This is a genomic window from Enteractinococcus coprophilus (assembly GCF_006716305.1).
Classification (GTDB): Bacteria; Actinomycetota; Actinomycetes; order Actinomycetales; family Micrococcaceae; genus Yaniella; species Yaniella coprophila.
The window spans coordinates 725365-748596 of record NZ_VFOU01000001.1 but is presented as its reverse complement, the minus strand read 5'-3'; the positions used below and the strand labels follow the sequence as shown (position 1 = coordinate 748596).

At 53.6% G+C, this 23232-nt stretch carries 18 protein-coding genes; 10 read left to right on the top strand and 8 right to left on the bottom strand.

The features are described from left to right. Positions 1-21: 21 nt before the first annotated feature. From FB556_RS03420 to FB556_RS03410, 3 genes are all read left to right on the top strand, one after another. Positions 22-1314 carry an aspartate aminotransferase family protein gene (locus FB556_RS03420; protein WP_141864740.1) on the top strand — a complete coding sequence of 431 codons (1293 nt, stop codon included), beginning with the start codon at positions 22-24 and terminating at the stop codon, positions 1312-1314. A 63-nt stretch (positions 1315-1377) separates the two neighbouring features. Further along, entirely contained in the window at positions 1378-3408 is a 2031-nt protein-coding gene (locus FB556_RS03415) for an acetoacetate--CoA ligase (protein WP_141864738.1), read from the top strand. Between the two features lie 548 nt (positions 3409-3956). Further along, on the top strand, positions 3957-4760 hold the full coding sequence (locus tag FB556_RS03410) for an IclR family transcriptional regulator (protein ID WP_141864736.1): 804 nt from the start codon (positions 3957-3959) through the stop codon (positions 4758-4760). A gap of 159 nt (positions 4761-4919) precedes the next feature. Here FB556_RS03410 and FB556_RS03405 read toward each other — a convergent pair whose 3' ends face one another. The 3 genes from FB556_RS03405 to FB556_RS03395 all read right to left on the bottom strand — a co-directional run bounded on the left by FB556_RS03405 (position 4920) and on the right by FB556_RS03395 (position 8381). After that, positions 4920-6197 carry an alpha-hydroxy acid oxidase gene (locus FB556_RS03405; RefSeq protein ID WP_281280458.1) on the bottom strand — a complete coding sequence of 426 codons (1278 nt, stop codon included), beginning with the start codon at positions 6195-6197 and terminating at the stop codon, positions 4920-4922. A 9-nt stretch (positions 6198-6206) separates the two neighbouring features. Then, positions 6207-7547 (bottom strand): MFS transporter, encoded by a 1341-nt coding sequence (locus FB556_RS03400; RefSeq protein ID WP_141864734.1) that lies wholly within the window; start codon positions 7545-7547, stop codon positions 6207-6209. A 129-nt stretch (positions 7548-7676) separates the two neighbouring features. Next, positions 7677-8381: a FadR/GntR family transcriptional regulator gene (locus FB556_RS03395; protein ID WP_141864732.1), complete on the bottom strand. Its 705-nt coding sequence runs from the start codon at positions 8379-8381 to the stop codon at positions 7677-7679. Positions 8382-8682: 301 nt separating this feature from the next. On the opposite strand from FB556_RS03395, the gene FB556_RS03390 reads away from it, so the two are divergent. Continuing rightward, positions 8683-8874, top strand: coding sequence for a hypothetical protein (locus FB556_RS03390; RefSeq protein ID WP_141864731.1), 192 nt, complete (start codon positions 8683-8685; stop codon positions 8872-8874). A gap of 516 nt (positions 8875-9390) precedes the next feature. Here the strand turns inward: FB556_RS03390 and FB556_RS03385 are convergent. Together FB556_RS03385 and FB556_RS03380 are read right to left on the bottom strand one after the other, a co-directional pair. After that, a complete protein-coding gene (locus FB556_RS03385; RefSeq protein WP_141864729.1) occupies positions 9391-11214 on the bottom strand; it encodes a hypothetical protein in 1824 nt (607 codons plus the stop codon). Further along, entirely contained in the window at positions 11211-12017 is an 807-nt protein-coding gene (locus tag FB556_RS03380) for a hypothetical protein (RefSeq protein ID WP_141864727.1), read from the bottom strand. Before FB556_RS03380 ends, FB556_RS03385 begins: the two co-directional genes overlap by 4 nt. Before the next feature lie 211 nt (positions 12018-12228). Here FB556_RS03380 and FB556_RS13625 point away from each other — a divergent pair, with 211 nt between their 5' ends. Genes FB556_RS13625 through FB556_RS03365 form a run of 3 tightly spaced genes read left to right on the top strand, consistent with a single transcriptional unit; the run spans position 12229 to position 14699 of the window. Beyond that, on the top strand, positions 12229-12462 hold the full coding sequence (locus tag FB556_RS13625; protein WP_246057182.1) for an oxidoreductase C-terminal domain-containing protein: 234 nt from the start codon (positions 12229-12231) through the stop codon (positions 12460-12462). A 45-nt stretch (positions 12463-12507) separates the two neighbouring features. After that, positions 12508-13200 (top strand): HD domain-containing protein, encoded by a 693-nt coding sequence (locus FB556_RS03370; protein WP_141864723.1) that lies wholly within the window; start codon positions 12508-12510, stop codon positions 13198-13200. Continuing rightward, complete coding sequence (locus FB556_RS03365; RefSeq protein ID WP_141864721.1) at positions 13197-14699, top strand: aldehyde dehydrogenase family protein; 1503 nt, start codon at positions 13197-13199, stop codon at positions 14697-14699. Before FB556_RS03370 ends, FB556_RS03365 begins: the two co-directional genes overlap by 4 nt. Positions 14700-15724: 1025 nt before the next feature. Here FB556_RS03365 and FB556_RS03360 read toward each other — a convergent pair. From FB556_RS03360 to FB556_RS03350, 3 genes are all read right to left on the bottom strand, one after another. After that, complete coding sequence (locus FB556_RS03360) at positions 15725-16192, bottom strand: hypothetical protein (RefSeq protein WP_141864719.1); 468 nt, start codon at positions 16190-16192, stop codon at positions 15725-15727. Between the two features lie 25 nt (positions 16193-16217). Further along, a complete protein-coding gene (locus tag FB556_RS03355; RefSeq protein ID WP_141864717.1) occupies positions 16218-17216 on the bottom strand; it encodes a hypothetical protein in 999 nt (332 codons plus the stop codon). Positions 17217-17454: 238 nt separating this feature from the next. Beyond that, positions 17455-17937 carry a hypothetical protein gene (locus FB556_RS03350; RefSeq protein ID WP_141864715.1) on the bottom strand — a complete coding sequence of 161 codons (483 nt, stop codon included), beginning with the start codon at positions 17935-17937 and terminating at the stop codon, positions 17455-17457. 314 nt (positions 17938-18251) lie between these two features. Between FB556_RS03350 and FB556_RS03345 the strand changes: the two genes are divergently transcribed. From FB556_RS03345 to FB556_RS03335, 3 genes are read left to right on the top strand one after another with little or no spacing between them, the layout of a single operon-like run. Further along, positions 18252-18494: a helix-turn-helix domain-containing protein gene (locus FB556_RS03345; protein WP_141864713.1), complete on the top strand. Its 243-nt coding sequence runs from the start codon at positions 18252-18254 to the stop codon at positions 18492-18494. Beyond that, positions 18478-21399, top strand: a complete 2922-nt coding sequence (locus FB556_RS03340; RefSeq protein WP_141864711.1) for an ATP-dependent helicase — start codon at positions 18478-18480, stop codon at positions 21397-21399. Before FB556_RS03345 ends, FB556_RS03340 begins: the two co-directional genes overlap by 17 nt. A 27-nt stretch (positions 21400-21426) precedes the next feature. After that, positions 21427-23229, top strand: coding sequence for a site-specific DNA-methyltransferase (locus FB556_RS03335; protein ID WP_141864709.1), 1803 nt, complete (start codon positions 21427-21429; stop codon positions 23227-23229). Positions 23230-23232 lie beyond the last annotated feature (3 nt).

The window sequence follows — 23232 nt, the reverse complement described above, 5'->3', positions numbered from 1 at the left end:
TACATCACAGGTTATTGTACGGTGTACAATAACTATAGTCCAGTGGTTTCACGATGTTGCACACCAACCATCACGAGTTATTCAAGGAGCAAGATGCAAACAGAGATCGTGGCAGAGTACTGCGCGAAGCATCCTGAGTCGGCGAAATATTTTGAGCGCGCAAACAAGGTCATGCCTGGCGGCCAAACACGATCAGTCACTCACTTTGAACCATTCCCCGTCATATTGACTCATGGTAAGAATGGCCACGTTTTCGACGTTGACGGTCATGAATATATCGACGTCGTCAATAACTACACCTCATTGATTCATGGCCACACTTTTGCTCCTGTAGTTTCAGCCGTGAACGCACTATTGGAACATGGTGGGGTAGCTTTTCCTGCAGTACATCCCCATCAGATGCGATTAGCTGAGCAACTCGTTGCACGAATCCACAGCGCTGAGTTAGTTCGTTTTACAAACTCTGGCAGTGAGGCTTCTTCACTAGCTGCCAGGATCGCACGGCACGTCACTGGTCGGTTAGAAATTGTGATGGCACACGAGGGATACCACGGAGCCGTTCCTCCGTTCTCTGAAACCACGGAACCTAACGTTATGCGGGTACCATTCAATGATCCTATAGCTCTCGAAGCCGCGGTTTCAGAGCGAACTGCGGCCATCATACTGGAACCCTTTCAGGGTGCTGCAGGCGTTATCCCAGCAAGCCCAGGCTATTTGCAGCATGCTCAGCAACTTGCTGAACGCTATGGGGCGCTCTTCATCCTGGACGAAGTCCAATCCCTACGCAATAGCTACTACGGTGTTCAGCAAGATCTGGGAATCACGCCAGATCTAACCATCCTTGGCAAGATCATTGGTGGCGGTTACCCCATAGGGGCTGTTGTTGGAAAAGCTGAGCACCTACTTCAAACTTCACCTTATACCGCAGGTCATCTCGTCCACTCTGGAACGTTCAACGGCCACCTGACCTCATGTGTTGCGGGAGCCGCCACGCTAGAATACCTGGATGCTCAAACCATTCAATGTCTAAATGATCGTACCGGAAAACTGCGTGCTGAAATCCTCGAAGCTGCAGCAGATCATGGCATTCACATTCGCGTATCTATCGCGGGATCCATCATGAATGTGCATCCCGCGGAGAAGACTGCGCATGATGCCCTCTATGAAAATTTACATTTGTCACTGATTCTTGAAGGCGTTTATGCCGCACCACGAGGCATGTTGAATCTGTCAACAGCACTGGATCAAAGCCATCTAAATGCGATCGCTCAAGCGTATCGTTGCGCTTTCGAGCGAATTGCTACAGCCGACTAATTGAAACGCCGCAGACACAACCACATACTCCCGCTTCAGCAGCAAAGCACTAAGGAGCTATTCATGACCAGCCACGCCAATTCATTGCAAGATACAAGGTTCGCCTCCGACAGCACCACCCTCGCTAAAAATGCCATCACTTGGACGCCGTCAGATCCGAATAACACGAGCGTGGCTCAGTTCATTGCATCCGTAAATGCTCGCCACGGGTTGGGGTTGTCCTCCTACCAAGCGCTTCATCATTGGTCGATTTCTGAGATTTCGGCGTTCTGGGAAGAGATTGTGAATTTTTTCAACGTAGCTGGTGAAGGACTACATGCGCCTGCCATCGAAGACTTAAACATGCCGTATGCCCACTGGTATCCCCATGCTCGACTGAATTTCGCAGAGAATGTGCTGCGCATCGCGGAAGATCCGTCGATGAAAGAACGTATTGCCATCCAGCACGTGTACGAAGATAACACGGTAGAAAACATCACCTGGACAGAACTCAGAAGCCAAGTTCAGGCGTTAGCCGCAAGCCTGCAAGAGCGAGGCGTCAAGCAACACCACGTTGTGGCCGCTGTGCTACCAAATATTCCAGAAGCCATCATCGGCCTACTTGCTGCCGCTTCTCTTGGTGCAATTTGGTCAATCAATTCACCTGACATGTCTGTCAGTGCAACCCTTGATCGCATCACTCAGCTACAGCCCAAAGCCATCATCGGAACGTCTGGCTACACTTTCAAGGGCGAACACATCGACCTATCCGACTACATGCGTCAGGTATCAGAAGCTCTACCAGAAACTGATCTACGCATCATAATCCACGACAACAACACAACCGCCCTAATCGACGGTTTTGAACCCTTCGACGCACTGGTCAATACCGATAAGCGGCTAGCCCCTATCCGGCTATCGTTTGACCATCCCTTGTGGGTACTGTTCTCCTCCGGCACTACCGGAGCGCCGAAGGGTATCGTACATTCTCACGGTGGTATCACCCTTGAGGGATATAAAGGTATCGGGTTACAACAAGATATGGGACGTGGGGATACCTACTATGTTGCAGCCAACACCTCTTGGATGGTCTGGAATACTCTTGCCATGACCCTACTCGTCGGTTGTTCAGTTGTGACATATGCGGGTTCGCCGCGCATCGGCGGTGATGATCGCCAGTTTGAAATCCTGGCACTGAGCGGGGCCACCATGTTTGCTACCGGGGCAGCCTATCTCGCATTAGTCGAAAAATCGGGGCTCATACCAAACGAGAAGTACGATCTCTCCAAACTACGGCGCATCATGTCAACAGGATCTCCCCTCGCACCATCAACCTGGCGTTGGGTCCATGATGCTATCAAAGCTGATGTCCACCTTGGCTCGGACTCTGGAGGAACAGATATCTGTTCCGGACTTATCGGGTCCAATCCCCTCGACGCCGTCTATATCGGAGAAATCCAAGGGGCCTGTTTAGGTGTCGCCGCTGAAGTTTGGGACGAATCAGGCAACCGAGTCTATGACCAATTAGGTGAACTCGTTGTTACCGCCCCCATGCCATCCATGCCCATTTACTTTTGGAATGACCCAGAGGGACAACGCATGCACGGCGCCTATTTCGATACCTACCCCGGGATTTGGCGTCACGGGGATTGGGTTACCGAAACTTCCCGTGGGACGTTCATCGTCCAAGGCCGATCTGATGCGACACTCAATCGCCAAGGCGTGCGACTAGGAACAGCCGATATTTACGCTGCCATCGAGGAAATTCCTGAAATTCAACAGTCGCTGGTGCTTGGCGTTGAGTTTTCCGATGGCCAGTACTATATGCCGCTATTCGTTCAGCTCTTCCCAGAGCACAAACTAACCCCGGAACTCAGTGATAAAATCAATAATCAGATCCGGCGTAAAGCTACTCCTCGGCATGTACCCGATGAAATCATCCACGTTCCCGAGATACCTGTTTCCCATACAAATAAGCGGCTTGAGGTTCCCATCAAGCGCCTGTATTTAGGCATGGATCTCAAGAAATCCCTAAACATTGGTAGCGTAAGCAATCCTGATGCGTTGCAATGGTTTGTCGATCATGCGCAAGAGATTCGTAGCCGATACACATAGATTTCGTCGTGAATCCTCCTCATAGGAGATGCCACCTCTACGCAACGGAACTACAGTGACCAACTTCCCGTCTGACTGACATGATTAGTCAAAGCTCAAGGTAACCCTTAGAGAACATCACTATCATAGAAAGATAACTTCGAAATAGCATAACTTCATGTAAGGGTGTCGCTGCCCATCGATCACTGTGCAGGATAAAAGCTCCCAGAAGCCCACGGCGTAGAGGAGGCCCTGCTGCGCGATGCCACTCGAACCGGGTGTTCCGACCACTAGCATTACCCTGGTCCAGGCTGATCTGAAACACTTCAGAGCCTACTGAAAACGACGGCACTCATAGATGCATAGACGAGCATCTTTAGAGTCACGTTCCCGACCTCCACCCGTGGAACTACATACAGTCCTAACACGTGCCGGGGTCATATTATGCCCGCACTTATATCTTTATCAGTGGCAACTATGCGGTTTTTCCTCACTGTCGTCGAACCCGAGTCAAAAGAACAGCACTACACTCACTGGCAGCAAGCCACAGCAATGAACTGGAGGGATACATGGCGGGTGGATCAACGCAGCGTGGGCGTAGCGTCACTTCAAAAGTCTTAGCGATACTATCGGCCTTCGAGCATTCGCGCGGTTCTATGAGCCTTACGGAAATTGCCGGACAGGCGGATCTCCCGCTTTCTACCGCTCACCGTCTGGTCGGTGAGCTCATCGATGAAGGCATGTTGGCGCGCGGGCCCCACGGGAAAATCCAGTTGGGTCTGAAACTTTGGAGTATTGCCCAAAATACTGGCCGCCAGCTCCGCGACACGGCGCGCCCTTTTGTGCAAGACATGTACTCCTTGACGGGTCATACCAGCCAGCTTGCCATCCGGGACGGCGCCTCGTGTCTGTACATTGATCGAGTCTACGGTCCGCGGCGTGTACCTCGTGCTTCGCGAGTTGGCGGCAAGTTACCGCTCCATGCCACTGCGGTAGGAAAGGTTATTCTTGCATTCTCTGAGCCGTGGGTTGCTGAAGCGTATCTCAGGCGCGACATGGAAGCATTCACTACCCGCACCAAGACTAATCCCCAACTCCTAGCGACCGAGCTGGAAACGATCCGTCAAAACGGGTACGCCACAACCTTCGACGAAGTGCGCGTAGGCGCAAGCTCTATCGCTGTGCCGGTGTATCACACGGGTCGCCTCGGATGTGCCATCGGCATCGTTGTCTCCAGCGACGTGGCGGGTGAACTGCCGCGCCATCTACCGGTCTTATACGGCACCTCGAAACGTATTGAAGAAGCCACGGCACATATCCCGCTCGAGACGCTCCTGGGAGCATTCATTCGCGACAGCCCCGACGAAATCTAGAAGTCACGACAACGCCATTCACCTGATTGAACCGGTCCCGATCCGAGTTCCGAGGCGGGCGACAGTCGGAAAACTGTCACCCACCTTCGTGGCTACTGCTGTGGTCTCAGGGTTGTGCACCGTCAGGTCGACCGCAGCAGCGCTCCGAAAGAACTCGGTTCAAAAGCTTCGCAGTGTTTCTATTTCTTCTGTTAGGCGTGGTTTGAGACGTTGAAGCTGGGTGATGTGTCGTGGTTCAAGTTCCTCGATGTTCGAGGCTCCCAGGAGAGCCATGGTCCGAGTAATTTCACTTTGCAATATCTCGATCACTCGGTCGACGCCTTCCCGGCCGCCAGCCATCAAACCATAGAGGTATGCCCGCCCAACCAGTGTGAATTTGGCGCCTAACGCTAACGATGCCACAATGTCGGCTCCATTCATGATGCCGGTGTCAACCATAATTGTGGCGTCCTGTCCGACTTCACGGACAACGTCGGGCAGCAGGTGGAAAGGTACCGGGGCACGGTCTAGTTGACGCCCGCCGTGATTCGACAGCACGATGCCGTCGACGCCATGATCGATTAGTTGGACCGCGTCGGAGACAGTCTGGACGCCTTTCACCACGAGTTTGCCGGGCCACAGTTCCCGTATGATGCGTAGGTCTTCGAATGAAATCGTGGGATCCATTGCTGAATTCAGCAATTCACCTACTGTGCCACCAGTCGAGGATAAGGATGCGAATTCCAGCTTCGGGGTGGTCAAGAAATCAAACCACCACCAGGGTCGGGGAATAGCATTAAGGATGGTGCCCACGCTCAACTGGGGAGGGATTGAAAAACCATTGCGGGTATCACGCAAACGATACCCTGCCACTGGAACATCCACCGTGAACATCAGCGTATCGAATCCTGCAGCTGCTGCACGTTTAACTAATTCGTATGAGATCTCGCGTTGGCGCATCACATACAGCTGGAACCAGTTCCGGCCCGTTGGGTTGGCCGCCTTGACGTCTTCTATCGAGGTGGTCCCCAGAGTTGAGAGCGTGAAGGGGATACCTGCATCCCCAGCAGCCGAAGCACCTGCGACTTCGCCTTCAGTTTGCATAAGGCGCGTAAAGCCAGTCGGAGCGATCCCGAAGGGCATCGCGGATGTCCCACCCAAAATTTGGGTGGTTGTATCCACAGATTCGGCCGGGCGTAGGATATCTGGATGAAACTCAATATCCTCAAACGCCTGGCGCGAGCGCTGCATGGAAATCTCCGCTTCCGCTGCTCCATCGGCGTAGTCAAAAGCGGACGCTGGCGTCCGACGTTTGGCAATCCGACGTAAATCGTAGGTAGTCAGTGCACCTGCTAATCGACGTTTCTTGCCGTTGGGTTCGAATTTCTTGAATTTCATGAGCTCTAAAAGCTCGATGGGGTTTGGGAGTTGCCGTTTGACCAACACATTGCCTTTCATCGGGCGACGCTAGCTAGCTGCGACGTCGGCGGTTTTCACTTCATGTTGAGGGGTGTCAATATGCGCTACCTGTTTGATGAACATCGATGCAATGATCGAGATTATGCAGCACAATGTGACGTATAGAGCGATAGGCCACCATTGGCCGCCGCTCATTTCAAACAGGGAAGCCGCAATAATTGGAGCAGTACCGCCAAAGATTGCGGCACCGAGCTGATATCCAAGGGTCGCACCGGTATAACGGATTTCAGGAGCAAAATTTTCTGCAATCAACGTACCTAAGATAGCGTTGACGCTGCCCCACAAAAAGCTGAACCCTAATATGGTTGCGACATAGATGGCCCATGTCTGTCCAGTATTTAGGATCAGATAGTAAGGCACGATCAATACAATAGTTGCCACTGAGGACCAGCGATACAGTTTTTCACGAGAAAAACTATCTGAAATTCGCCCGAAGATAGGCATCCAGATCGTCGCTATGAGTGCGGCTGCGGCTACGGCAAGCAGCACGGTGTTATTCCGAGCTCCAAGGAAATCTGTTGCATAGGCCACCACATAGGTCCCAAAGATGTAGAACGGGCCGGTCTCTGCAGCTTTTGCGCCGATAGATACCAGGACCGCTCCCCAGTGTTTTGTGACGACTTCTTTAATCGGCAGCTTGAGCTGAGTGCCTTGTTCACGGATTCGCTTGAATTCTGGGGTTTCATCTAGACCATTTCGGATAAACAACCCGATACCTATGAGCACGATACTGCCAACGAAGGGCACTCTCCATCCCCAAGCCAGGAACTGCTCTTCGGGGAGAGTGGTCAGCAATGCAATGACCGCAGCGGCCAAGAGCATGCCCAAGCTGATACCCATCTGTGGCACCGCGCCATAGAGTCCACGGCGATTTTTTGGAGCGTATTCGTAGGCAAGCAGTAGAGCTCCGCCCCATTCCCCGCCGATTGCAAGACCTTGCAGGATTCGACACAGGATCAGCAGTAACGGCGCGGCAATGCCAATGGTTTCATAAGTTGGCAGTAGGCCAATGGCTACTGTGCCACCTCCCATCAGCACGAGCGTAATAAACAGGGTCTTCTTACGCCCGATTCGATCACCAATATGGGAGAAGAGGATCCCGCCTAGGGGCCTAAAGAAGAATGTAAGTGAGAAGGAAACGTACGCCAGGATAGTGGATATAAACGCATCATCGTTGGGGAAATACAGTTTATTGAAGACTAGCGCGGCCACCGTACCGTAGACCAAAAAGTCAAACCATTCGATAACACTTCCACTCAGACTGCCAAGAAGTACACGATAGTTGAGACGTGGTGGAGCCGGCTTTGAGGCGGGAAGGCTCGTTGCCATAACGTTCTCCTTGCTTACATACTGAACAGCCTGAGACGGCTGCAATGACCTTGTGTGGCCTGACCATGTGGTCCGACCACAGTTCAGTGTAAGATAGAACACAACAATCCGTCAACGGAAATTTCGAACTTAAATTTCTTGAGCCTCGGACCGCGCCCCTGCAGTCTCGAGATAGTAGCCGCGAATGTGCGCTTGCAACCGCTCAACAGCCTCTTCGTTGTTACCCGCCCGCAGACTGTCATAAATACCGCGATGCTCTTGCCGCAATCGCGCTGCGGTCTTCGACCAGTCCGGAAGCGCTTCGGCCCGCTCAAGAGTGTGATCAGCGATCGATATCCGCATGGCATCCATCAGCGTGCTGATCAACGGGTTGCCAGCGGAACGAGAAAGCACCACATGAAACTCTGCATCCAAAGGCAAAAACTCTTCAACCGACAAGCTCGGGTCATCCATGAGTTCAAGCAGGCGCTGCGCATCCTGCCACTGCCCTGCTTCAGGATCAGAGTTTTCAGCAGCCCACCCCTCTAGCAAAAGTCGCATTTCATAGACATGATGATGCTCGACTTGCTTGGTGGCTAACTGCAAATTGAGTGCCAGCGTCATTGCCTGTTCAGGAACTGCGGTAATAATGGTCCCGGACCGAGGCCCCGATCCCGTAGAAGTGCGTATCGTCCCCAGTGCCTCAAGGACGCGCAGGGCCTCACGAATAGAACTGCGCGAGACTTCTAAAATCTCGGCAAGCCGTCGCTCACCCGGCAGATGATCACCGATATGCAATCTACCGCTCGCCAGTCCGTCAGTAACCCATGCCATAACAACTTCGTGTGCTTTCATTCCTCTCATTATCGCATCACGACTCCAACTCAAATCTAGGATCGACCTCGGTGACTTCCGAAACTTCCGACCGTTGGAAGTAGCGCCGAAATCTTGTGATTGCGCAAGCGGGTTGCCGCATTCATTTGCGACAACCCGGACGAAATCCAGGAGTCACGCTCAAGTCTTCAACAAATGACTTCCACTGGATGGAAGTCTCAGCGGGACTCTTCACGGTGAGGTGGCCCACACTAGATGGAAATCACCGTAATGCACATCACAACGATGGCTTGCGAGGATTTCTGTCAAAGGAGATTGGTCGATGTCTCGCACTCAGTCACTCAGCGGATGCCCCATCGCACATACCGCTTCGGCTCCAGCGGATCACCACGGCTACGAACCGTTCAATCAATACGATCCATTTCCGGCTTATGCGCAGTTGCGACAAGAGCAACCCGTGATGTTCGATGAGCGCACGAACCTCTACGTCGTCTCCGCCTACCACGACGTCTAAGCCGGACCTCCCACCAGGCCCGACAACGATAGCGTGCGATTCCGGGTCGAGGACTTCGACCCAGTCAAGTTCGGAGCTAACGAAAAGCTCATCTTCGGCCCGAGCCAGGAATGCTGCTGCCTCTTCGCGCCACGCCGGACTGCGAGCATGCAGCTCTGCTTCGTGAATGTGCCATGACAATATGTAACACATGTGAACACCCCTGCCGCAGGTGAAACCTATCCTTCCCGCAGAATGTCCCTGTGTCTACCAACACCGCATCATCCATCACGACGGAAGGGATAGTAGGGCCTCGCTCGAGCTCTTTCATCCTCTCGCCCGACCACGCCGAGCCGCAATAGTCGGCAGGAACACCCAATCTCAAAGCATTCCTTCTTGGGCACCCAGTGAAATGCCCCGCAGTTGGGCTGACAGCACCAGCTACGGGGCATTTTGATCTGACAGTCTTGGGGTATATGCCGATATACCTATCGTGGCTACAGCACCGGCATTACCTCAATACTGCCTTGCTCATGATTAGTGCAGCTTGGCCTCGGTGAAGTCCGCTTGCCATGCCGCATCATCCTCCAGAAGCTCCACTGATAACCCGGCAGGCGGCGTCGCATAAACTGCTGTCGGCTCGGTATCATTACTCTGCTGGGCGGCGGCCTGTGAACGTGCTTGTGCGGAACGCAGGCCAGCGGCGATGCGCTTGCGGAAGACCACGATGAGTACAACCGCAATAACCAGGACCACCACGAGGATGCCCAGCGTAATGAGACCAGTCAGCGTTGGCCCAGAAGCGACCACCAAATACTCGGTTTGTTCGGCATTCAAATCAGCATTGACGCCACTACTGGCGTCCTGATCTGCCGAATGCATGAAGGGTAACTGAAGGTTTTGCTCCGGTGTCACTCCGAGAGCTTCAACGCCAAAGGAGCTAGTGACCACTCGATAGTTTGGCCAGATCCCGTCAAAACCATCTAGGGTAACGGCTGAGCCGGGTAGGAACTCGTCCAGGGTGGCGTTGAGTTCCGCCGGCTCGGCCGCATCTAAGGTCGCGATAAAGACAGTGGCATCATCCTGTGCCTCGGTCTCTACACTGCCGGTCCCTTCCGGTGGGGTAAAGATGGACTGCAAGTCCTCGCCGAATGCCTCTACCTGGCTGTTACCGACGGTGAACCGGTAGGTTTGGCCAACGGTGCCGGAAAGACCGACTTCAGTGTCGATCTCGACCTGATCGATACGCACTGCGCGTTCGTAACTGATCGTAAAGGTCGTGCCATCGACTGTTTCATCCACCGGGATCAGGTCGTCACTGCCCCAGTCGAGCGAGATGTAGGGAATGTCGCTACACACTGCCGGACAGCTAAAGCCAGTACCGGTCAAGGTGGTTAGCAACGTGCCTTCCTCGGTGTTGGCTGATTCTTCGACCTGAATCTCTAAGTCATCCATCTCAAGCAGACCGGACAACTGCTCTTGCAGTGAGGCCGACTCGTCGAGGGCCACGATCCAAGACCCCTCGCTGCTCTCCTCGACCTGCCCGACACCGGTGTCTTCGAGGTATTGTTGTGCCAGCTCATCGGCCGCATCGTCTGCATCATAGGATGATGTCAGATCGACTGTTGCACCCGAATCGGTGATCGTGACGTTGACACTGCTGAAGCGGTTATCGGTGCCCTCACTGATCGAGAACGGTTCACTGGATTCATACTCTTCTTCGCCGATGACCACACGGCTTTCGGTACCGGTAGAGCTGATAATACTGGCGGCGTCTTCTTCAGCAACTACGCCTTCCTCCACCAATGCGTAACTGGTCCATTCCAGTAATTCGGCGCCCGTGAAGTTCTCTTCCAGGACGACCCCATCAAGTAGAGGGCCATCACTTTGTTCGAAAGCAACTTCTACAGTCTTGGAATCGAAGTCACCCAGAGTGTCATCACTCTCGGCGCCTTCTTGTTCAACCGCCAAATCTATAAGGGCTTGAGCTTTAGACCGATAATCTGCCAGATCGGAAAATTCCAGTTCAAAAGTGGCCAGGTAACTCTCAGAGGCTTCGCCGGCGTCTTCTTCTCCGGCATCCGTTGCCGGTGTGATGCCCTCGAAGCTGAGCTGTTCAGGTAGTTGAGCATTCAGCGCGGCTTCGGCGGCTTCGATCCCACCGTCCAGATACTCCAGGTCTTCTTCGACGACTGTCGCAACCAGCGTCCGGGTGCCCGACTCATCCTCAGAAATACTCAGCTCGGAACTGACTTCAGCCCCACACGCAGCCAGGACAAACAAAGCTGATAGGAGCAGGGCGGTCAGCCGGAACCGGCGGGCCGGACGAGGCGCAGTCACAGGGATGTCTCGGCGGCTCATAGCAGCCCACCCAGTGAATTCGTCGCGATGTCTCCCATGATCAGCGTAACCAGGACGTAGATAATGGCTACAGCGATCATCCAAATTGCAGTCGCTATCACGTGGGCGCGAAGCGGGGAATTTGCAAACCCAGTGGTGCGATTCAGGCCGATGTAGATGAGCAGCTCGGACAATAAGGTAAAGACCGTCCACAAGAAGGCGCCAATAACGCCCACAATCATGACCCACGAACGCCCGGGGATCAATACCAGCAATAGCATAAGCGCCATGATGGGTAAGTGCAGACTGTATGCGGTAGCCAGCACGCTCATCGATTCACGGAATGCTTGCGGTTTGCCGCCCAACTGGAACGTCAGGTGCAATGCCACAGCGCGTAGTGCCATCACGATAGCTACTACGACGATGCTTGCGAAGACGATGGTGAACCAGGCTCCGGCAGTCATACCGAAATATACCGATCCCCCACCAAATGCCGACGCGAATGAGCTCATCGCGGCACCTGACATGCGGGCCAGGGTGGTAGCTAGTAGTAAACCGATCAGCACGGCACCGATGCCCAGCGTCACGACCCATAGCAGCGGTGAACGTCGTGCCACTTGAAATGCTTCGAGTGTCTGGTTCTTTGCAAGACGAGAAATGATGCCGACCTGGTCATTAAGCCCCAGCACGAAGTTATTCGGCCCAGCCTTCTGCTGTGGCATATGGGACCCATACCCGGGATCGTCCTGCGGTGGTGGTGGCACAGTCTCGGTAGATTGATGGTGAGATGACACGTTGTGGTAATCAGGCGTTGGATTACTCATGATGCTCCTCAAACAAGGTGAGTGATGAAAGACCGGCTCGGAACACATAAAGCGCCGATCACATCCACCTATACCAGGTATCTTCGAGGAGGTTGAGGGGCCACGGGCCGATACTCAAAGGTTCAACCGACTTGTTACCAATAATCTTCATGCCCATCCTGGAGAAATAGCTTCATGCAACACAAGCACTCCGTGCGTGCGCCGACGGATAGTGCTCACACAATCCATCTCGAAATATGGATATGACCAGATCGAGATCCGCCACAACACCGAACGCGGCAAATTCAGCGTCCTCTACTACCGCGACGGCCAAATCATCGCCGCCGACTGCGCGAATGCACCCCTGGACTTCATGGCCGTCAGACAGGCCCTATCCAAGGGCAAGAACATCGACGCCGATGCTGCAGCCGACGTTCCCACCATGCTGAAAACACTGATCGCCTAACCACACCAGCAGCGACAGCACACCTGCAGAAGAAAGACTTCCACCATGACACTTCAAGAACTGACTGCGGCGTTCGCCGACGAATACGCCCAGCGGCCCATCCCCGCCGACGGGCCCATCGACACCAGCCCAATTGATACCACCCCCGACACCGACGAATACGATGCCATCTGGCAACAAGTCATCGCCGAAACCCGGGCCCGCGGCAACGACTTCCACCTGCCCCTATCTGTGGCTTACGCCCGCCGCCTGTGCGACGCCTACCCGCAGGCCGACCGGGAACTCGTGCTCGTAGCAACCCTGCTGCACGACACCGGCTGGGCCCACGTCGATGAAGACCGCATCATCTCCGAGGGCTTCCGCGGTGACTGGCGAAAATCCGACATCCGCTTCGAACACGAACTCCAAGGCTGCGAGGTCGCCAAACGCGTCCTGCCCGGCCTCGGCTACTCCGAGGAGTTCATCGCAAAAGTCACGGCCATCATCGACGGCCACGACACCCGCCAAGAAGCCCACAGCATCGAAGACGCCCTGATGCGCGACGCCGATCGCGCCTGGCGCTTCGACCGCGTCGGGATTGCCCTGGCCTCCGGATGGTTCGGCCAAACCCCCGACTACTACACCGACCGACTCGAACACGAAATCATCCCGGAGCTCATTACCGAAGCAGCCATCGCCATGGCCCATGCTGATCTGAAACGCTCCCGAGACCTACTGAAAACGGCGGTGCTCCGATGACCACGCAAACCACACCAAAGCTCACCCGCGACACCCTTGAGATCCCCTACCGACACGTCACCACGCACTTTATCGACGGTGCCTGGCGCGAAAGCCAAGGACAAGACACCATCGAGGTCACCGACCCGGCAACCAACACCGTCTGGGGTTCGGTACCCGTGGGAAATGAGGACGACGTCAACGCAGCGGTAGACGCCGCACACGCAGCCTTCACCACCGGACCGTGGTCGAAGACCACCCCAACCGAGCGCGCCGAAATCATGCTGCGCATCGCCGACGAAATCGAGACACGCGCCACAGGGCTCTCACTGACCAATACCTTAGAAAACGGCTCCCCGGTCGCCGAGACGTCCGGTGCCGCAGCTAATGCGGCCAGCATCTTCCGCTACTTCGCAACTCTTGTCCCAGAGCTCGAAGCCGACGACGTACGCCCCTTCCCCAACGGTCAAGGCGAGTCCCTGGTGCGCAAGGATCCCATCGGTGTCTGTGCTCTCATTGCACCGTGGAACTTCCCGATCAACCTGATGGTCACCAAACTAGCACCTGCCCTGCTGGCCGGGTGCACCGTCGTGATGAAACCCGCCTCTCCTACCCCGCTATCCTTCCGCATCATCGTCGACGCGGTCACCGCGGCCAGGGTTCCTGCTGGCGTGGTCAACTACGTCACCGGTCCAGGACGCATGGGCGATCTGATGGTTCGCCACCCGAAGGTCGCCAAGGTTGCCTTCACCGGTTCCACCCCGGTCGGACGTCACATTGCTGCTGCCTGCGGTGAACTCCTGCGCCCCGTCACCCTCGAACTGGGTGGCAAATCCAGCGCGATCGTGATGGAGGATGCTGACTTAGATGAGATGTCGGCCAAGCTCATCCGATCCTGCATGCGCAACACCGGACAGACCTGTTACATCTCTACTCGCATCCTCGCTCCAGCATCGCGCTACGACAAAGTCGTGGACATGGTCACCGAAACGATTGCAGCCGCACCACAGGGCGACCCCCTGGATCCGGCCACCGTCTTCGGGCCATCCGCCAACCTGTCACAGTACAAGTCTGTGCTGGAACACCTGGAATCTGCGAAGGCAGAAGGTGCCCGCGTCACCACAGGGGGCAAGCCAGCCCAGCTCCACGACAAACTGGCAGAGGGACTATTCATCCAACCGACCGTGCTTGCTGATGTCACACCCGAGATGCGTGTAGCGCGCGAGGAGATCTTCGGACCGGTCATCACTATTCTGAAATACACCGACCCCCACGACGCCATCAGCCTGGCGAACAACACCGAGTTCGGGCTTGGTGGCATCGTCTTCGGAAGCGATCAAGAACAGACCCTAGAAGTCGCCGAAGCGATGAACACCGGCAGCGTGGGAATGAACTTCTTCGCCTCAAACCATGCAGCGCCCTTCGGCGGCCGCAACGATTCCGGCCTCGGTGTCGAATACGGACCAGAAGGTCTTGCTGCCTACCTGTCCTACAAGTCCATCCACCGAGGATTAAAATGACCGTAGCGGCGGCATCGAGCTACCCTGCGCCAGGCGACAAGCCATGGCGGGCTACGAGGAAGCCGTGCCATAAGTAGTCAACGCAAGCGAATCACCAACGCAATCTGTATCTCAGTTATTGAGAAGGTCGCCCAGGCTATCATGAACCTCCGGAATGAAGAGGGCAGCACACCACTAATAAACCTCGCGTTGCGTATGTGCTTTACAACCGTCGTATTTTTCAGCATTCGACTGGTTGGAAGCCATAGCACGGTTCTAATGCGTGTACTTCGCACGCGCATGTGTCGATTGCTCATACAGCAACTGCTGAGAAAGACACTAAGTTGTGGTTCGAATCAGCTGGCAAGGCTTCGACCGCTTCGACTAGAAAGCATCGTCTAAGCCGAATTTCACTAAGTCGTCTAATCGTGTTGATGGTGAATGGCGTGCTACCCCCACTATTAGTTGACGGCAGGTTCAAGTCGATCACTAAACGTGCGTATCAGCATCTGTTGGTTTCTAAGTTGGGGATTACCGTGGCCGCATTGACGCCGTGTTTGGCTCGCTGACGACTAAAGCGGAGCAGCCTTGGTTACTACAAGGGCGTTCTTGACGGTCTCCGTGGTCCTGTGATGATCTAGGGGTTGCAGCGTTTCTTCAAGGCCAAGGGTTTCTATGTCGGTTGTATTGACTACCGGTAACTGCTGCTTCGGCAGGCGGCTGTGTCGATTATGCGATTGCGGATATTCTGGTGCATTTCTTCTTGGCGTTGGAGTCGATTAGTGGCCCGTTGGGAGTGATGATTGCGGTCGGGTTGGGGATCATTTTCGGTTACTGGTGCCACCGAAAGAGGACGAAGAGCCGGATGCTGTCAATGAGGCAGTTCTTCCCGTTGAGTAGCTAGGAAGAAAATACCCCCGCTGCCGTCGTGTGACAGTGGCGGGGGTAACTATTTTTGCTTTAAGGGTTCTTGTCTGCCACCTAAAGCAACTGCCATAAGGCACGCGGTGATGGAGAATCTTCGCTATATCACAAGATATGGTGAGTTAATTGGCAAGGATCTCTTCTCTGTCTTCCCACCCTGCAATGGAGTTTATGAGCAAAACAGTCAGTACCGTCCCGGTAATCATAAGTGCGGCTGAAACACTAGCGACAATTACCATCAGTTGAAAGTTCTCCATGCCACTAGTGAAGGCACAGGCCAGACATGAAAGAACTGTAAGTGAATATACAGTCAGAAACATCCAATGTGCCAGTCGTCCGTGTTTCTTTATAAGGGCTCTCACGCCAGGCGTGCTAGCGAGTAAGAAAGTAAAACCGGCTAACGACAAACCGGATATGATCCCGCCAATGGTTGCCACATTGGTAAGAACGGATTGCATTTGCTCGTGCTTTTCAGCATCTATAAATACCGTCAAAAGACATTTGAATGCCCACGCTAGTCCGAGTGTGATGACAGTAAAAACAACGACTATCCCAATCGGTCCACCAGATTTGGGGCCTTTGCTGCTCATCAGCCGCCCTCTCCAACGTGGGAAACTACCGGTGTTTCCTCAGTTCCTCGAAGTCTAATATATAAGACTCTATAATCTCACGACCAGCATTCACAGCTGAGATAGAAGTAAGAACGCCGTTCTTATGGCTCAGATCTACTCGTCGCTTTCGAGTAATTCTATGTTGAAAGAGATCGATTTCAGAGGTGGGTAAATCTGGCTGCTCATCGTCTTTAGTGTATTTAATCTTTGCTGAGGACAGATTAGTTAGCTTGTCATCACTGACGAAAGTGGATCCGAACCAGTCATACAACCTCTCTGTGTCTGCTTCCCATTGATCGCGGCTGCCCTTTTTTATTGGTTTGATCTTGATGGTGACATCAAATGATCCCTCAAGCTGCGGTCCGCCACCTAATAGTTCACGCCACACTGAAGAATCAGTACCGCGAACTGCTCCACCAATGCGAACAGAGCCAAGTTTGCTCGCAGATCTCAACGTGTTGCGAGTTTCTTCATCGAGTACGGCGGCAGCTTCGAATTGCAAGTTTGGTTGAGGAAGCTCGTCTTTATCCCTCATCAAACGATTCAGCCACGACGCCACGTATTTGGGGCGGATCGCAGTGTTGTCTTCCATAATCATGCCAAAAATATTCCCAAATGGAATAAACCATATGAATGTAACAGTGGCAGGATGACCATCTTCGTCATAGGCCATGGGGCTCAAGTCCCCATCTTTGCTGCGTTGGTTGGGCACAAAATCCTTATCTTTGCTAAGAGCAAGAATAAAAAGGGTTTCGTCATGCCATGTTTGTTGGAGATCGGAAACTTCAGAGGGTTCAAGAAATCGTTCCCAGTCACGCTTAATATCGAGAGTATACGCCCGACCATGGATCTGTGTTTCAAAAATCCTATATGTGTGAAGCTTCCTACCCATAGCCCTGAATACAGAATTCCAGTCAATATCTGGCTGGATCTTTGTATTGTTAGGCGTCTTCACAAGTTGATAGTAAGAAACTGTGCGGAACATTGGCTTCTTGTCAGCCATTATTCTTTATCCTCTTCATGTACCTTCTGATTTATTCTCCGGCGCATCAGAAACTCATCGGTCCTTCAACGCTAAAAGCATCAGTGTAACTGGGCTCGATAATACTGGTCCTGAGGACCGCCAGTTTTCATATAGCACCTTTGTGAGTGGCGCGAGTTTCAGATCTGTGTGCCAGGCTACATCAAAAACTCCAAAGCCCCGTTATTGTCTCATCCTTGTGTGCCTTGAGACTAAGTATCTAACTCTGCTTTTCCAGCCTATTGAGCGCCCTAGCTAATAGTGGCATCACTTGTCGCACTTCGTCTTGAGCAGCGTTTGTAACTTTAGAGTCACTATCCGGCCGATTCCATGCCGCCAGCACCGCTTCAACGGGCGATAAGTGATCAAGCTGCCCAATCCAGTCTGCTTGCTCGCGGCTTTCTTTTAGAATACGTGCCCTGAGGCTGTGTCTGCCTGGATTTTCAACGCCTAGCTTTTGCAAGACATCCCGAATCGTGGGCCCGCTGGTTCCAAGTTCTTGGGCTATATTGATCATGGGGGCGCCAGCTTGCCACATCTCTAGGGCGCGCTCGCCATAGCGCTCAACGGCTGGCCGTCGTTTTGGGAGTGCAATTTCCTCGAGGTTGCCGTCACGGCGACCTTTTTCATAGTGATACCCGCACAGTCCCCTAGTCTGTGCTTCCTCGCCGCACCCGTCTATGAGACACAAGTCCTTTGCCATGCGACAAGACTACTAGGGTTGTTAGTGTGACCGGCGTGTAGTATGAGGCCCATAAAATTGAAAAGGGCCACGCTTCACGTCCTGCATACCGGGGAGAACCAAACGTGAGGTCTATATTGGTCGAGAGCAGCACCGTGGATAGTAAAGCCACGCTTGGATTAGTAACTATGCGCACGTGGTGTGTCGGGGACGAAGGCAGAACGCATTGTCGCTGAGACGTAAGTTATCCATCTTGATGACGGGGCTGAGACTCTCTACAGCTTCACCTCGAACATCGAACCTGGGGACGAACCAAACGAAGGAGAAGAAGCAAATTGAACATCACGTTCAAACCCCTGCGGCAACTCCTCATTGAGCCTGACATGACCAAAGAATATCAACGCTTTGCTACCGAGCTATCGACTGCAACCATCGCGAAGGTGGGCAAAGAAGGCAACGTAACCACCGAGGTGCTCGCCCGCATCTGCGAAGCACTTGACTGCAGATTAGAACAGATTGCTCTAGCTCTAGCAACGGTTTCGAATAACGACGGAGACCGCAATGAACGACAGTCATGACGCTCAGCCTGCGCAGTTTGATTTTGGCCTCGCCAACGCAGCTCAACGTCAAGCGATTACAGCGACCAGGGGACCTGTGCTGATCACTGCTGGTCCGGGAACGGGTAAGACTTTCACGCTAGTGCAGAGGATCATTTACCTCATCGACCAGGAAGGTGTAGGGCCTGACGAAATCTTTGTTGCCACCTTCACGGAAAAGGCAGCGAAAGAGCTCGTCACGCGTATCTCTAATGAGTTGGCTGCTCGTAGCATGACTGTCAATGTCTCCGAGATGTATGTGGGCACCTTCCACTCGCTGTGCTTGCGTTTCTTGAAGGAGCACACTGAGCACACAAGGTTAAAGCAGGGTTTCCGCGTCCTTGACGGCTTCGACCAGATCTACACGATCTATCAGAACTACCACTTCTTCGATCAGATTGATGGAATCGACACAGTCTTACCCAATGCGGGCAAGTGGCGTAAAGCTGAAGAGATTGCGCGCATCGTCAATGCGCTGAACGAAGAGCTGGTCTCGCCTGAATCACTCGAATCTGACAACAGGGCAGAGTCCCAGGTCGTTGGCCGGGTATTCCGCACATATCTGCACACCTTGAGCGAGGAGAACCTGCTCGACTTTCCGTCGATCCAAGTTGAAGCACACCGCCTCCTGAACGATAGCCCCGAGGTTCTGGCCTCTTATACCTCTAAGATCCAGTACCTCATGGTCGATGAGTACCAAGACACCAACTACATTCAGGAACAGCTTGTCTTTCTCCTCGGTGGAGCCAGCCAGAATATTTGTGTCGTTGGAGACGACGACCAGGGCTTGTACCGATTCCGTGGCGCAACGATCCGAAACATCCTCGAATTCCCCAAAAAGTTCTCGGAGGACACATGTCAGGTCATCTCACTGGTAGAAAACTACCGTTCTCATCCTGACATCGTCGAGTTCTACAACACGTGGATGGACACCACGGCAGGAAAGAAGTTTAAGTTCTCCTGGGATTCCTACCGCTACGATAAACAAATCGTCGCCGCAGGTGGCCAAAGAACCCTCTCTCCCGCTGTAATCAAGGTCGCTGGCGACGACGATACTGAGCACTGGCACCAACAAGTGCTCACTTTTATCACAGAGCTGCGTGACAGCGGAAAATTGACCGACTACAACCAGTTGGCGTTCTTGTTTTCGTCTGTCAAACACCCCCGAGTCACAGCGCTGGCCAAGTTCTTAGAAGACAACGGCATCGCCGTCTACTCTCCGCGATCAGGGATGTTCTTCGACCGATTCGAAATCACACTGGCCCTGGGGTGCTTGTTTCTCATGTTCCCCAACCTCGTCGGCGACTTCGAAGAAGGTAAGTACTTCTGGCTCAAAGACGATTTCACCCAGTACTTCATCACCTGCATCGTCACCGCCAACGACTACCTCAACGACCCAGAAAACAGCGAGCTCCGTCACTTTGTCCAACGACACGGCCGCAGCCACCTCGGTCTACAGCACCCCACCGACTACACCTTCGCCGGGTTGCTCTACCAGATGTTCGCTCTGCCACCTTTCGCGCAGATCTTGAGCACCGATCTCGACAGCGGCGTGGTCGACCTGCGCCCAACACGGAACCTGGCACAGCTGACCCAGATCGTCGGCAAGTTCGAACACCTCCACGGTATTAACCTGCTCTCGCCAACGAAGAATCGCCGAGGACTGCGCTACATCGACTCGAACGCTGAAAAGCTCGTCATGACCTACCTGCGGCTGCTTTATGAAGGTGGCATCACGGAGTACGAAGACGACTCGGAATACGCTCCCTCCGGATGCGTGTCGTTCCTGACGATCCACCAGTCCAAAGGCATGGAGTTCCCGATTGTTCTCGTTGACTCGCTCAAGAACGTGCCTCGTAAACAAGCAGCGAACGTGCTCGACAACATTGCTGAACGTCACTATCACCGCCCCCCGTTCGAACCAGAAGACCGCATTAAGTTCTTTGACTTCTGGCGCTTGTACTATACAGCCTTCTCACGAGCCCAGAACCTCCTCGTGCTCACCTGCAACGAGGAGAGATCCACACCCTCGCGTTACTTCAAAGATGTCTATGACCCGGTGCCGGACTGGCGGGACGAATCAGTTGATTACAGTGAGTTCAATTTCGAAGAGGTTAAAGACGTCAACATCAAACGAGCGTTTTCATTCACCTCCCACATCACGGTGTACGAGACCTGTTCCTTGCAGTACAAGTTCTTCAAAGAGCTGGAGTTTCAGCCCGTGCGCGTCAGTGCACAGTTCTTCGGCCGCCTTGTCCATCAGACAATCGAGGACATACATAAGGCGGCCATCAAAGGTGCAGAAGACACCATCACAGTTGAGAACGTACAGACCTGGTTCGACGCGAACTACACCCACCTTGCACGCGCCGAGAAGATGCATCTCGCTGACCCAACGAAGAAAGCCGCGCTTGAGCAGGTTTTGCGGTACGTCAAACGGCAGGACGGCGAGTGGTCTGCGATCAAACAAGCAGAAGTCGATGTCTCACTCGTCAAGCCGGACTACATCCTGGACGGTACAATCGACCTTATCCGCGGTGAGGATGGGACCGTGGAAATCATCGACTTCAAAGCTACCCGAAAGCCAGACATGATTGCTGACTCAGAGGTATTGGAGCGCTACCGCAGACAGCTGCACGTCTACGCTCACTTGGTGGAGGAACGCACTGGAGAAAAGGTGTCGAAGATGCACCTATACTACACCGGTGAGACCGACGGGATCCCCACTATCACATGGCCCTACACCCAAACAGCGGTCGATGCGACCGTCCAGGTCTTTGACGATGTCGTTCACAAGATCCTCGACAAGAACTTCACCACTCGCGCACACTCCCTAAAGACCTGCGAAGAATGCGACTTCAAGAACTACTGCGACAGGACGCGGTAACCAAACTTAACTGACGAAAGGCACTACATGATCGAGCAGCAAGAATTCCAGTTCGATACCCGCCCGACCATCAAAGGATTCCCCGAACTGCGATGGACCGGCAAGCGTCCCTACCGTTCTACCGTCTACTACCCAGCACAACTGCGCGAGTCCTACGGAAGCCCGGCAGAAGGCGGTGAACACGACGGATGGATGAACAAGATCTACTGGGGCGACAACCTACAAGTCATGAGTCACCTTTTGCGCGACTACCGAGGACAAGTCGACCTCATATACATCGACCCACCCTTCGACTCCAAGGCCGACTACAAGAAGAAAATCAGCCTGCGTGGTCAGAACGTCACCAACGACTCCACCTCTTTCGAAGAAAAGCAATACAGCGACATCTGGACCAACGACGAGTACCTCCAGTTCATGTACGAACGACTCATCCTCTGTCGAGAGCTCCTCGCCGACACCGGATCTATATATCTCCACTGTGACTGGCGCAAGGGAGCTCACCTTAAGCTCCTAATGGACGAGGTATTTGGTCCGAGCAATTTTCAAAACGAAATAATCTGGCGATACTCAGGGTGGAATCGTCGCAACGGCACCTATTTCAACCGCCGACACGACACTATCTACTACTATTCAAAAACCTCGAGTCCCTTCTTCTCTCCGTACAAGCTCCCGTGGGAATCGCCAGAGCAGTATGCCCGAGAGAGAAGACAAGCACTCCATACTGATGAGGAAGGACGCCTTTATATTATGGACAATGCCGGTGGTGGCAACCGGATTAAAAGACTCGTGGAAGACGCCCTACCTGAAGGCCGGAACATTGACGATGTTTGGCTAATTGGCAAAGTGAATAATTCCGCTCATGAGGGGACTGGGTACCCCACCCAAAAGCCAGAAGATTTGGTCGGAAGGATTGTGGAATCTTCCTCTCCCCTGGGAGGCTTGGTATTCGATTGCTTTGCTGGTTCCGGAACGACGCAGTCTGTGGCGATGAAGCTGGGCCGCCGTTTCATCGGCGCTGACATTAACCTTGGAGCGATGCAGACGACGACCAAGCGGCTCATCAACGTCGGTGAGGAGTTGAGTAGGGAGCAGAGGCAACTTGACCTGCTGGAAGAGGTTTCGAGTGATCCGAAGTTCACGGGGTTCGAGGTGTACAACGTCAACAACTACGATTTCTTCAGAAACCCGGTGGAAGCGAAGCAACTTCTAATGCAGGCTTTGGAAGTCCAGCCGTTCCCACAGGCGGATGTGTTTGACGGCGAGTTGGACGGTCGGATGGTTAAGATCATGCCGGTCAATCGGATCGCGACGAAGGCGGACTTGGCTGAGTTGTTAGCAAACCTGCCATATAAGACGTATGAGAAGCGCAAGGAGGAGAACCCCGGAAAGGCTGTTGAGCGGATTACGTTGGTGTGTATGGGACACGAGCCTGACTTGCGGGCTTCCCTTGAACAAGAGCTTGACGAATACAATGTGGAGGTCGATGTAGTTGATATCCTGCGCGATCGTGCTGACCTTCAGCTCAAGCGTGAGGCTGAAGCCGAAGTGGTGTGCGAGGGTGGCAAGCTGGTGATTCGACAGTTCTATCCGTTAAATCTGATGCAGAAGCTCTCGCTGCAGAAGGACGTGATCACCGACTGGCGTGAGCTCGTTGACTCGATCACGATTGATTTCAACTTCGACGGAGTGGTCATGCAACCAGCGGTGACTGACGTCCCTGATAAGAAAGAGCTGGTCTCTGGCATCTATGACATCCCCGAGGACGCGGGCACGATCAAGGTGAAAATCACCGATGTGCTCGCGGAGATCCTCGAAGTAGAGGTGTCATAAGTC

Coding starts and splice junctions, on each gene's coding strand:
- FB556_RS03360 (WP_141864719.1), bottom strand. CDS start 16,192: ATGAGCAGCAAAGGCCCCAAATCTGGTGGACCGATTGGGATAGTCGTT.
- FB556_RS03405 (WP_281280458.1), bottom strand. CDS start 6,197: ATGAAAGGCAATGTGTTGGTCAAACGGCAACTCCCAAACCCCATCGAG.
- FB556_RS03415 (WP_141864738.1), top strand. CDS start 1,378: ATGACCAGCCACGCCAATTCATTGCAAGATACAAGGTTCGCCTCCGAC.
- FB556_RS03340 (WP_141864711.1), top strand. CDS start 18,478: ATGAACGACAGTCATGACGCTCAGCCTGCGCAGTTTGATTTTGGCCTC.
- FB556_RS03355 (WP_141864717.1), bottom strand. CDS start 17,216: ATGGCTGACAAGAAGCCAATGTTCCGCACAGTTTCTTACTATCAACTT.
- FB556_RS03370 (WP_141864723.1), top strand. CDS start 12,508: ATGACACTTCAAGAACTGACTGCGGCGTTCGCCGACGAATACGCCCAG.
- FB556_RS03400 (WP_141864734.1), bottom strand. CDS start 7,547: ATGGCAACGAGCCTTCCCGCCTCAAAGCCGGCTCCACCACGTCTCAAC.
- FB556_RS03385 (WP_141864729.1), bottom strand. CDS start 11,214: ATGAGCCGCCGAGACATCCCTGTGACTGCGCCTCGTCCGGCCCGCCGG.
- FB556_RS03335 (WP_141864709.1), top strand. CDS start 21,427: ATGATCGAGCAGCAAGAATTCCAGTTCGATACCCGCCCGACCATCAAA.
- FB556_RS03395 (WP_141864732.1), bottom strand. CDS start 8,381: ATGAAAGCACACGAAGTTGTTATGGCATGGGTTACTGACGGACTGGCG.
- FB556_RS03380 (WP_141864727.1), bottom strand. CDS start 12,017: ATGAGTAATCCAACGCCTGATTACCACAACGTGTCATCTCACCATCAA.
- FB556_RS03365 (WP_141864721.1), top strand. CDS start 13,197: ATGACCACGCAAACCACACCAAAGCTCACCCGCGACACCCTTGAGATC.
- FB556_RS03350 (WP_141864715.1), bottom strand. CDS start 17,937: ATGGCAAAGGACTTGTGTCTCATAGACGGGTGCGGCGAGGAAGCACAG.
- FB556_RS03410 (WP_141864736.1), top strand. CDS start 3,957: ATGGCGGGTGGATCAACGCAGCGTGGGCGTAGCGTCACTTCAAAAGTC.
- FB556_RS03390 (WP_141864731.1), top strand. CDS start 8,683: ATGTCTCGCACTCAGTCACTCAGCGGATGCCCCATCGCACATACCGCT.